The organism is Roseateles sp. P1_C1_2 (assembly GCF_056406535.1).
Genome location: NZ_JBFUAB010000045.1, coordinates 1 through 10,319, shown reverse-complemented (window position 1 = coordinate 10,319; position 10,319 = coordinate 1). Strand labels below are relative to the sequence as shown.

General features: G+C 65.7%; 6 protein-coding genes and 3 tRNA genes. 6 read left to right on the top strand and 3 right to left on the bottom strand.

Features of this window, described 5'->3' with window-relative positions:
* A partial coding sequence (locus AC1D2H_RS29370; RefSeq protein WP_478013346.1) for a TonB-dependent receptor occupies positions 1-1,931 on the bottom strand: 1,931 nt, incomplete at its 3' end.
* 462 nt (positions 1,932-2,393) lie between these two features.
* Here AC1D2H_RS29370 and AC1D2H_RS29365 point away from each other — a divergent pair.
* Together AC1D2H_RS29365 and AC1D2H_RS29360 are read left to right on the top strand one after the other, a co-directional pair.
* Entirely contained in the window at positions 2,394-3,353 is a 960-nt protein-coding gene (locus tag AC1D2H_RS29365) for a cupin-like domain-containing protein (RefSeq protein ID WP_477937063.1), read from the top strand.
* A 10-nt stretch (positions 3,354-3,363) separates the two neighbouring features.
* Positions 3,364-4,380, top strand: coding sequence for a cupin-like domain-containing protein (locus tag AC1D2H_RS29360; protein ID WP_478013345.1), 1,017 nt, complete (start codon positions 3,364-3,366; stop codon positions 4,378-4,380).
* Positions 4,381-4,465: 85 nt separating this feature from the next.
* On the opposite strand, the gene AC1D2H_RS29355 is transcribed toward AC1D2H_RS29360, so the two are convergent.
* Together AC1D2H_RS29355 and AC1D2H_RS29350 are read right to left on the bottom strand one after the other, a co-directional pair.
* Positions 4,466-6,076 (bottom strand): tryptophan halogenase family protein, encoded by a 1,611-nt coding sequence (locus tag AC1D2H_RS29355; protein WP_478013344.1) that lies wholly within the window; start codon positions 6,074-6,076, stop codon positions 4,466-4,468.
* 106 nt (positions 6,077-6,182) lie between these two features.
* A complete protein-coding gene (locus tag AC1D2H_RS29350) occupies positions 6,183-8,978 on the bottom strand; it encodes a TonB-dependent receptor (RefSeq protein ID WP_478013343.1) in 2,796 nt (931 codons plus the stop codon).
* Positions 8,979-9,605: 627 nt separating this feature from the next.
* Here AC1D2H_RS29350 and AC1D2H_RS29345 point away from each other — a divergent pair.
* The 4 genes from AC1D2H_RS29345 to AC1D2H_RS29330 form a co-directional block, all read left to right on the top strand.
* Positions 9,606-9,690, top strand: a tRNA-Tyr gene (locus AC1D2H_RS29345).
* A gap of 38 nt (positions 9,691-9,728) precedes the next feature.
* Positions 9,729-9,802: transfer RNA gene (locus tag AC1D2H_RS29340), tRNA-Gly, on the top strand.
* A 73-nt stretch (positions 9,803-9,875) separates the two neighbouring features.
* Positions 9,876-9,950, top strand: a tRNA-Thr gene (locus AC1D2H_RS29335).
* Between the two features lie 54 nt (positions 9,951-10,004).
* The coding region (locus tag AC1D2H_RS29330; RefSeq protein WP_457394430.1) for a GTP-binding protein at positions 10,005-10,319 on the top strand (315 nt) is incomplete at its 3' end.

The window sequence follows — 10,319 nt, the reverse complement described above, 5'->3', positions numbered from 1 at the left end:
GTCCAGGTCTCGTTGCCGACGCGGTCGTCGTTGTAGCCGGACACCGTCACGCCGAACATGTTGGCGAAGTTCGGGCGGGTGATGGCTTGCGAGGCGGCGGCGCGCAGCACCAGGTCCTTCTGCAGGTCGAAGGCCAGGTTGACGCTGGGCAGCACGTCGTTGTACTTGGACTTCTTGACGTCGTAGGTCTTGCCCCAGTTCTCGTTGCCGGCGTAGTCGCCAGCGGCGAGCGGCGTGCCGTCGAACTTGTAGCCGGTGCTCTTCACGTCGGTGGAGATGTAGCGCAGACCGAAGTTGCCGCGCAGGTTGCCGGCCTCGAAGTCGAACATGCCGTACAGGGCCTGGTTCTTCTCGTTGAGCTCGCTGAAGGCGGAGCGGTCTTCGTTCCAGCCGTTGATGTTCTTCAGCGTGCCGGCCACCATGGCGTCGATGTTGGGACGCGGGATGCTCCAGCTGGCCACGCCGACGGTGCCGTCGAACAGGCCGCTGGTCGCGCTCGAGGCGATGGTGCTGGCCCAGACCGGACGGTAGGCGCGCTTCTCGAAGGTGTGGTCGGCAAAGCGGACACCGGTCTTGAAGGTGTTGATGGCGCCCCAGTTCAGGTCGATGGTGGCGTCGAGCTGGGCGTACTTCTCCTGGTCCTTGTTCGGGCCTTGCGAGGTGGCCCAGGTCTGGGGGCCCAGCTGCGAGGGCAGTTGCGCCGCGGTGAAGGACTGGCTGGACGTCGGGCTGATGACGATCTGGTGGCCGGTCGCGTCGATGGTGCCTTGCCAGTTGGGTCGCGCGAAGCCGGCGTCCCAGTTGCCGGACTGGAAGTTGGCCGTCAGCGAGGTGCCGCCCTTGGCCTTGGTGCTGCCGGCGACGAGGTCGAACTTGGCGCCGTCGAGCTTGTAGTGGCCGTCAAACGTGACGCTGTCGGACGTCATCTGCGCCTGGCGGGCCCAGACCTGGAAGAACTGCGTCGGCAGCGGGTTGGCGGCGGTCGTGGTGCTGTGCACGCACATGCCGGTGGGGTTCCAGGCCGACTTCACGTCGGTGTTGCGCTTGTCGCAGTTCGGGTCCTGGAAGATGTAGTCGCTGCTGTTGCTGTTGTCGCCAATCAGCTTGAGCTTGAGCAGGTTCAGGCCGAGGTCCAGGCCCTGCACCGGCTTGGCCTGCAGCGTCAGGTTGATGGCGTCGCGCTTGCGGTCCTGCACGAAGGCGGTGGGCGCCACGTCGCCCGACCAGCGGTTGTCGGCCTCGACGCCGCGGCGGATGTAGGCGCCTTCGGAATGAGCCGCGGCCGCCAGCACGCCGAAGCTCTTGGCCTCGTTCTTCCAGCTGTACAGGCCCGAGACTTCCTTTTCGGGGTCGCTGATGGTGCCCTTGCCGTACTTGACGCTGACGAAGCCGCTGTTGGCCGGCATGTCCAGGGGCTTGCGGGTCTTGACGATGACCGTGCCACCGATGCCGCCTTCGGTCAGGTCGGCCTGGGAGGACTTGTAGACCTCCATGCCGCCGATCAATTCAGAAGGCAGCAGGGAGTAGTTGAAGGAGCGGTCGATGTCGAGCTGGTCATACCAGCCGGTGGACGCGACGGTCTGGCCGTTCAGCGTCGTGTAGGTCATCTGCGGGTCGGAGCCGCGGATGGACACCGAGGCGCCCTGGCCGAAGGCACGGCCGACGGACACGCCGGGGATGCGGCCCAGGGCCTGGCCGACGTCGGAGTCGGGCAGCTTGCCCACGTCTTCGGCGGAGACGGCGTCGACGACGGCGCTGGCGTTCTTCTTGATCGTGGCGGCGGTCTGCAGCGAGGCGCGGATGCCGGTGATGACCACCTGCTCGAGCTGGGCCGGTGCAGGTGCAGCCGCTTCTTGTGCCTGGGCGGCGAGCGACATGCTGAGCAATGTCAGGGCGGCGGCTGCCGCGATGGGGGTCGGTTTGACCTTCATGAACTGATCCTCGTAGTGGCCGTTGGTTCGGATGGGCGGGTGGCTGCCTGGGGCCATGCATACCACCTTGAGTCCGGTTGCCGCCCCTGTTTTGTTCTCAATGCGTGCAACCAGTGCAAGGCCACTATAGCGATCGATAACGCCACTTTGCTACCAATTTGGTCCGAGTAGTTTCCCGGGTGGCTTAGGTCATGCTCTATGAAAACGAGGCTGTTTCGCTGTTGATTGCCCTCGCGACGGTGGATGACTGGTATCTGATTGGTGCCTGAAATCCTGTTGCTCGATGACGACGAAAAACTTGCCGGCGGAAGCGACTTGCTGCTGCGGTGGATGAACTGGTCGGCAATTGGACTTGTCCGGATGCAGGGTTTGCCGGAGGCTTGGCCGCGGCGGCGAGCCAGGACAATGGCAAGCCCTGGACGCGATGCCCTGACCCCGGATGAGCGGTGACTCCCAAGCGATATGAAGCCGGTTGAAAGCTGGACGGCGGTCGACGATCCGCAACTCAAGAACCGCCTGGAGCAGCGCGCCGAACCGGTGCTGCTGAAGGGGCTGGTGGGCCACTGGGCGGCCGTGCAGGCCGGGCGCGACAGCGCACTGGGCATCTGCGACTACCTCGCCCGCTTTGACCGCGGCGTCGAGGTGATGGCCACCAAGACGCGCGCGGCGGCGCGCGGCGTCATGGGCTACAACGAGACGCTCACCGACTTCGCCTTCGTCAAGGCGCGCATGAGCCTGGCCGAATTCATGGCCAATCTGGCGGCCTATCTGCCGCTCGACAACGTGCCGGCCATCGCCGCCCAATGCGCCAAGGTCGGCGACGTCATTCCAGGCTTCCTCGACGAGAACGTGCTGCGGGCCTTGCCTGGCGTCGTGCCCAACTTCTGGCTGGGCAATGCGCTGACGGTGCCGGCGCACCATGACCACCCGTACAACCTGGCCTGCGTCGCCGCCGGGCGCCGTCGCTTCACGCTGTTCGCGCCGGCGCAGGTCGGCAATCTCTATATCGGGCCGCTGGAGCACACGCCGTCGGGTGCGCCGATCTCGGTCGTGCATCCCAAGGCGCCGGATCTGGCGCGCTATCCGCGCTATGGCGAGGCGCTGGCCTCAGGCTGGGTGGCCGACCTGGAGCCGGGCGACGCCCTCTACATCCCGCCGCTGTGGTACCACCAGGTCGAGGCGCTGGAGAAGGTGAACCTGCTCATCAACTACTGGTGGCCCGTTGTCGGTCTCTCTGGCGCCAAGGACCTGCCGGCGCCCGCCCACGCGCTGCTGCAGGCCATCCAGGTGCTGAACGCGCTGCCGGCGGCGCAGCGCGATGCCTGGGCGGCACTGTTCGAGCACTACGTGGTGCAGCGCGAGCAGGAGCCCGCCGCCCACATTCCCGAGGCCTGGCGCGGCGTGCTGGCGCGGCGACCTTGAACGGATGCCCATGCAACCGATGAAGGAACTGGACGGCGTCACGCGCGAGCGCTTCGAGCGTGAGGTGCTGAACGCCTATGAGCCGGTGGTGATGCGCGGCGCCGTGCAGCACTGGCCGCTGGTGGCCCAGGGGCGTGCGGGCCTGGAGCCCTGCCTGCAATACCTGATGGGTTTCGACCAGGGCGAGTTGGTGGACGCCGTGCTCGCCCGGCCCGAGCCCACGCGCGCCTTTGCCTACAAGCCGGGCCTGGACGGCTTCAACTTCATGCTCGACAAGCGGCCCTACGCCGCCCTGTTCGAGCAGCTCTGGCGCTACAGCCATTTCCCCGAGCCGCCCAGCCTGGCCGCGCAGAGTGCGCTCGTGTCGACCGCCTTACCGGGCCTGGAGCAGGCCAACCTGATGCGGCTGCTGGACGCCTCGATAGCGCCACGCATCTGGATCGGCAACCGCGCCACCGTGCCGGCGCATTTCGACGATTCCCACAATATCGCCTGCGTGGCGGCGGGGCGGCGCCGCTTCACGCTGCTGCCGCCGCAATGCGCGCCGCTGCTCTACCTGGGCCCGCCGGACTACGCACCCACGCCGGCGCCGATGTCGGTCGTGCCGGATCTGCACCGGGCCGATCCTGAGCAGTTCCCGCTTGTGGCCGAAGCGCTAGAGCAGGCCGTGGTGGCCGACCTGGAGCCGGGCGATGCGATCTATATGCCGCCACTGTGGTTCCATCAGGTCGAGGCGCTGGCGCCGCATCTGAACATCCTGATGAACTACTGGTGGCGGCCGCTGGCCGCGCCGCAGCGGCCGGATGACCTGCACCTGGCCGCGCTGCGCCTGGCCATGCTGGCGCTGAGGCATCTGCCCGACGGCGAGCGCGAAGGCTGGCGCGCGCTGTTCGCGCACTATGTGTTCGGTGCGCGCGGTGAGGGCCTGGCGCACATCCCCGCGGGGCAGCGCCATTTGTTCGGCGACATCGACGCGGCCGGCGATGCCGCTGTGCGCAAGGACATCCTGGATCGGTTGAAGCCCTGAGCCGCGCTGCGCCGGGCCGCCCCCAAGCGAGCGGCCATCCCCTCGGGGGATCGGCCGATGTACCCATCGGCCGAGGGGCGGACATTTACCAGGTGTAGATCTGCATGGCCTTGTCGCCCTGACCGGGCGGGATGTCGGCCAGCAGCTCGCGGTGGTCGGGGAAGTTGGTGACGCTGCGGGCGATGAAATCGTCGACCGCGCCCAGGTTGTGGCGCGCCTGTTGAGCGCTGGGCGGCTGCAGGTCCTGTGGGTCGGGGAAGATGCCCATGCCGGCCAGCAACGCATACCAGGACACGGTGGGATAGCCGCCACCGAAGCGGCCCGTCTTGAGGGCGGCCACCAGCGGCTTGCGCGACATCCACGTCATCAGCACGCCTTGCAGCGCGTCCGACAGATGCATGTTCTCGGCGTTCTCGCGCCAGTAGTCGGTGTCGGTGCGCGAGTTGGTCTTGTAGTGCGCCACGATGTAGTCGCGGGTGTTGTCGAAGCGCTTGTGCATGGCGGCGTTGAACTGCTCCTGCGCCGAGCTGCCGAGGTCGCCCTTCTCCAGCACTTCCACCAGCATGGACGCTGTCACCTGCACGAACAGCAGGGCCGTGGCTTCCAGGGGTTCGATGAAGCCCTGCGACAGGCCGATGGCCACGCAGTTGCGGTTCCAGACCTTGGCCATGCGGCCCACGCGCATCTTGAGGTGGCGGGCCGGGGTGTCCGAATCGAGCATGCCGAGGTGCCTGCGCAGCTCGGTCTCGGCCTCGTCCGCCGAGCAGTGGGCGCTGCTGTAGACATAGCCGTTGCCCTGGCGCTGGGTGAGGGGGATCTTCCAGGCCCAGCCATGGCGCAGGGCCGTGGACACGGTCTGCGATTCGATGGGGCCTTCGAGTGGCGTCGGCATGGCGACGGCGGCATCGTTGAAGAGGTTCTCGCCGAAGCCGATGAAGGGCGTCTGCAGGGCCTTGCCGATCATCAGCGACGCAAAGCCGCTGCAGTCGACGAAAAAGTCGGCGGCCAGCGTCTCGCCGTCGTCGAGCTGCAGGCCGCTGATGTCGCCGCGCTCGTCGAGCACCACCTGGTTGACGTGGCGCTGCAGATGGGTCACGCCACGCTGCACTGCCTTGCGGCCGAGGAACTGCCCCAGCAGCGTCGCGTCGAAGTGATAGCCGTACCAGACGTCGAAGGGGAAGTTGGCCTTGGCACGCGGGCCGCGGGCCTGGCGCGCCAGTGCCGCAGACACGAAGAAGCGGTCCGGGTGGGCGTAGACATCCGCGCCGTCCAGGCGCGCATGCACGTTGTCCACGAAGGGATGCATGGTCATGTTGTCCAGCATCGACACGAAGGGGTGGAAGTAGCGCTCGAAGCCGGGCTTGGTCGACCAGCCATCGAAGGTGATGCCGCTCTTGTAGGTGGCATTGCACGCCGGCATCCACTCGGACTCCTCGATGCCGAGGATCTCGAAGAAGCGCCGCAGCCAGGGCGTCGAGCCCTCGCCGACGCCGATGATGCCGACCTGGGGGCTCTCCAGCACGGTGACCTTCAGGCGCGGGCCATAGGCTGTCGTGGCCAGCATCAGCGCCGTCATCCAGCCGGCCGAGCCGCCGCCGACGACGCAGATGTGCTTCACGGGTGGCGGCGCATCCGTGCTGCCGCCCAGCGGACGCGCGGCGATGTACTGGTCGATGAGGGTGGCGGTATCGCGCATGGGCAATCGGGTATGAAAAAAGGGGAGCGTGATCTCCACGCTCCCCTTTGATTGTGTTCACCTGCGGCGCCTGCCGGAACCCGTGGGTTCCAGCATGGGCAGCACGTCAGAACTTGACGCGGGCGGTCAGGTAGAACTGGCGGCCGTTCTTGTAGATGGCGCGCGGCTGGATGTCCGAGGCGTAGTACTTCAGCTTCGGGTCATTCAGGTTCTGGCCGTCCAGGCTCAGCGAGAAGCTGTCGTTGATCTTGTAGCCCAGCGAGGCGGACAGCACGCCGGTGCCCTTCTGGAAGTAGTCCGTGCCGCGGTCCTGGCCGATGAAGATGTCGTCCGTGAAGCTGTAGTTCACGCGGGCCGAGAAGTGGTCGTTCTCGAAGAAGCCACCCACGGTGAACGAGTTCTTCGTGTTGCCGCGCAGCACGTGGCCGCTTGAGTCCGAACCATCGGCGTAGGTGTAGTTCGCGCTGACGCCGAAGTTACCGGCGACGGGCATTTCACCCGCGAACTCCAGACCCTTGACCGTGGCCTTCTTGTTGGTCAGGCCGGTGATGACGAACTGGCGGTTCACGAGTTGCTGCACGCCACCTTGCTGGTTGGTGTTGCCCAGCAGCACCGGGTAGGTGCCGGTGAAGGTGCCGTTCGTGATGTAGGTGCCCATCTGCATGTAGAAGGCACCTGCCGACACGAAGGAGCGCGGCGCGAAATACCACTCGACGTTGGCATCGACATTGTTCGAACGGATCGGCTTCAGGGCTGCATTGCCGGCCGTGCCGCCGCCGATGGCGTTGTTGTCCAGGAACATGCCGGTCGTGCTGAGCGACGTGAACGCGGACAGGGCCGTGTAGTCGGCACGGGTCAGCGTGCGGCTGGCGGCCAGGCGGGCCACGATGTCCTTGGTCAGGTCGATGCGAATGCTGGCGCTGGGCAGCAGGTCGGTGTACCTGACGTCGGACGTGGTCGCGGTGAAGTTGCCGAACGCGGATGCCACGTCCACCTTGTCGGCGGGCAGGCTGTTGCGGAAGGCGCCCGAGGACTGCTTGGTGCGAACCACGCGCAGGCCGACGTTGCCGCTCCAGTTGTTGCCTTCCAGGTTGGCCTGGGCATAGGCCGCCGTGGTGGTTTCCTTCACGCTGTACTCGCCACCGTCGAAGGGCGAGCGGCGGGCGATCGGATCGCGGTTGGTGACGCGGCTGTTGTACTCGGCCAGGGCCTCGGCCGAGATATAGGTCAGATTGGTCGGGAAGCCACTTCCCAGACCGCTGCCGTAGTTGCCCGGGTAGGACTGGCTGAAGGCCGGCAGGGTGTAGGGCGACAGCTGGGGCGCGTCATTGCCGCTGGCGTCGGCGCAGGCGCTGGGCTTGCTCCAGTCCCAGGGGCCGACGCGGTAGGGCGTGCCGGTGGCGCAGCCCGGGCCTTGGTTCAGCGTTGCATCGGTGTAGCGCTTGTGCTGGGCACTGCGCACGCCGAACTTCAGGCTCTTCAGCATGCCGGCATCCAGCATGTACTCGCCGTCCACCTGGGCCCAGCTTTCCTTGTCGTGCACGATGACGTGCTCGGCGCCGAAGATCCAGTCAAAGCCGATCGAGGGGTTGCTGAAGCTGAAGGACGGTGCCGTGTCGTTGCCGTTGAGCTGGTAGCTGGCGCGCGTCGTGGCGATGTGCGGCTCGACGACGTCCTGGCTGACGGTCTGACCCTTGCCTTTGGACGTGCCGGCGTTGACCGACAGCGACAGGGAGTCATTGACCTTGAACGAACCTTCCAGGCCCAGGAAGTTGCTCTCCGCGGCGGCCTTGCGCGAGATCATGTCGTAGTAGCCGGCCGTCGAAGGCGTCGCCCAATTGAAGGTGGCCTTCGTCAGGGTCTTGTTGCCGTTGTTGTCGGTCGCGATCGAGTAGTCGGAGATGGTGGCGCTGTTGATCAGGCCAGCGCGGGGGGCCATCAGGTAGTTGCGGTTGTAGTTGTCCGCGTCCATCTTGGACGAGAAGCCCGTCAGCACGAGGTCCACGTCCTTGGTGGGCTTGAACTCGGCGCGCACCAGGCCACCCTTGCGCTCGCGCTCCTGCGTGAAGTAGGCCGCGCCGATCAGGTCGGGCGTGTAGACGCCGTTCAGCTCGGGATGCGCGGCAACCAGGGCCGGAGCATTGCTGCTGTCCAGCTTGTTGATGAAGCCCAGCGTTTCCACGCCGTCGCGGCGCAGGCTGCGCTTTTCCGAGAAGGCCTGGACGAGCACGCCGAAGGTCTTGGCGTCGTTCTTGAAGTTCAGCAGGGCGCTGAGTTGCGGATCGGTCTTCTTGGGCAGACTGGCATAGACGGCGCCGATGCCGGCTTCGAAGGTCAGGGCCTTGGAGAAGTCCAGCGGCTTGCGCGTGATGATGTTCACCGAGCCGGCCGTGCCGCCTTCCACCAGGGAGGCTTCGGCGCTCTTGCGCACTTCGACGCGGCTCACGAGTTCGGAGGGCAGCAGCGAGTAGCTGACGCTGCGGCCGACGCCGGCGCCGGTCTGGTCCAGCACGAACCAGTCGCCGTTGGCGATGCCGTGGCCGTCCAGCAGGGTCTGCGTCAGGCTGGGATTGGTGCCGCGGATGCCGACGCGATCGCGCTCGTCAAAGCCGCCGGAGCCGCCGGCCGGGCTGTTCAGGATGGTGACGCCAGGCACGCGGGCCAGCGAGTCGGCCACGTTCTTGTCAGGCATCTTGCCGATGTCTTCGGCCGAGATGACGTCGATGTGGGCATCGGCGTTGCGCTTGACGCTCAGCGACTTTTCCTGCGATGCCCGGATGCCGGTGATGGTGACCGTATCGAGTTGCTGAGGGGCCGGCGCTTGCTGCGCCATGGCGGCACCGCTGGCGCCGAGCAGCGCGATGAAAACCGCCTGCGAGATGGGGGTCTGCTTGACCTTCATGGTTTGTTCCTCGTTGTGGCCAATGAATTGGGGCGGCGGTGCCTGCTTCGGGTGCGTTGCATACCACCTACGGTCCGGTTGGCGCCTTGTCTGCCCTCAAAAGCGCATTCCAACCAGTGCCATGCCACTGTAACGATTGATAACGCCACTTTGCTACCAATTTTTACTGGGGAGTTTCCCGAGTGGTGGCGGCAAAGGCCTCTATCCATGGGGTGGCCCCACCTGTGGAGGCGCCGTTTGCGGCTGGCTATTGGTATTTCATTGGTATGTTGTCGCGTAGAGAACTGTTGCGCTTCGGCGACGACGGGCTTGCGCTGATCGCCGACTTGGTCGAAGCGAGGCGTGCGGCTGGTAGTGGACTGGCCTGGATCTGGTCCTGAATTGGTCGCCTACCCACTGCGGGTGGCGTCTTGCCTTGTTGGCAAGCGCGTGCCGCGCTAACCGCCTTGCGCGGCGCTGCCGAGTGACTGCGTGGGGTGGCGGTGTCGAGAGGCGTCGTGGCGCAGGGCCCGCATCGGCCTTCGTTGTGGGCCGGAATGAAGATCCGCCCTCTCACCTGTTTTGTTCTTGTTGGTGAGGCTCTGTTGCGCCCCCTTTGCCCTGTGCTATAGTTGCGGGCTTGCCTCAGGAGGGGTGGCCGAGTGGTTAAAGGCAGCAGACTGTAAATCTGCCCGCATAGCGTACGCTGGTTCGAATCCAGCCTCCTCCACCAAGACTTTGCAGTCGAGGCAGGGCTTGTTGGCTCCCAGGGCGGGAGTAGTTCAATGGTAGAACCTTAGCCTTCCAAGCTAATGACACGGGTTCGATTCCCGTTTCCCGCTCCATCGAGAGCGGCTTGGTCGGCCAGCGTCGACACCGGTTTGCCGGCCAATCCCATGGCTTCAAACCCGTGCCGATGCCCTTGTGGCTCAGTGGTAGAGCACTCCCTTGGTAAGGGAGAGGTCACGCGTTCGATCCGCGTCAAGGGCACCACCAATTTCTCTTTTTCTTCTACTCGTCCCAACGGGTTCGCCTCAGGAGCGCAAGATGGCAAAAGGCAAGTTTGAACGTACGAAGCCTCACGTGAACGTGGGCACGATTGGTCACGTCGACCACGGCAAGACGACGCTGACCGCGGCGATCGCGACGGTGCTGTCCAAGAAGTTCGGCGGCGAGGCCAAGGCCTACGACCAGATCGACGCGGCGCCGGAAGAAAAGGCCCGCGGCATCACGATCAACACCGCGCACGTCGAGTACGAGACGGCCAACCGCCACTACGCGCACGTTGACTGCCCCGGCCACGCCGACTACGTCAAGAACATGATCACCGGTGCCGCCCAGATGGACGGCGCGATCCTGGTG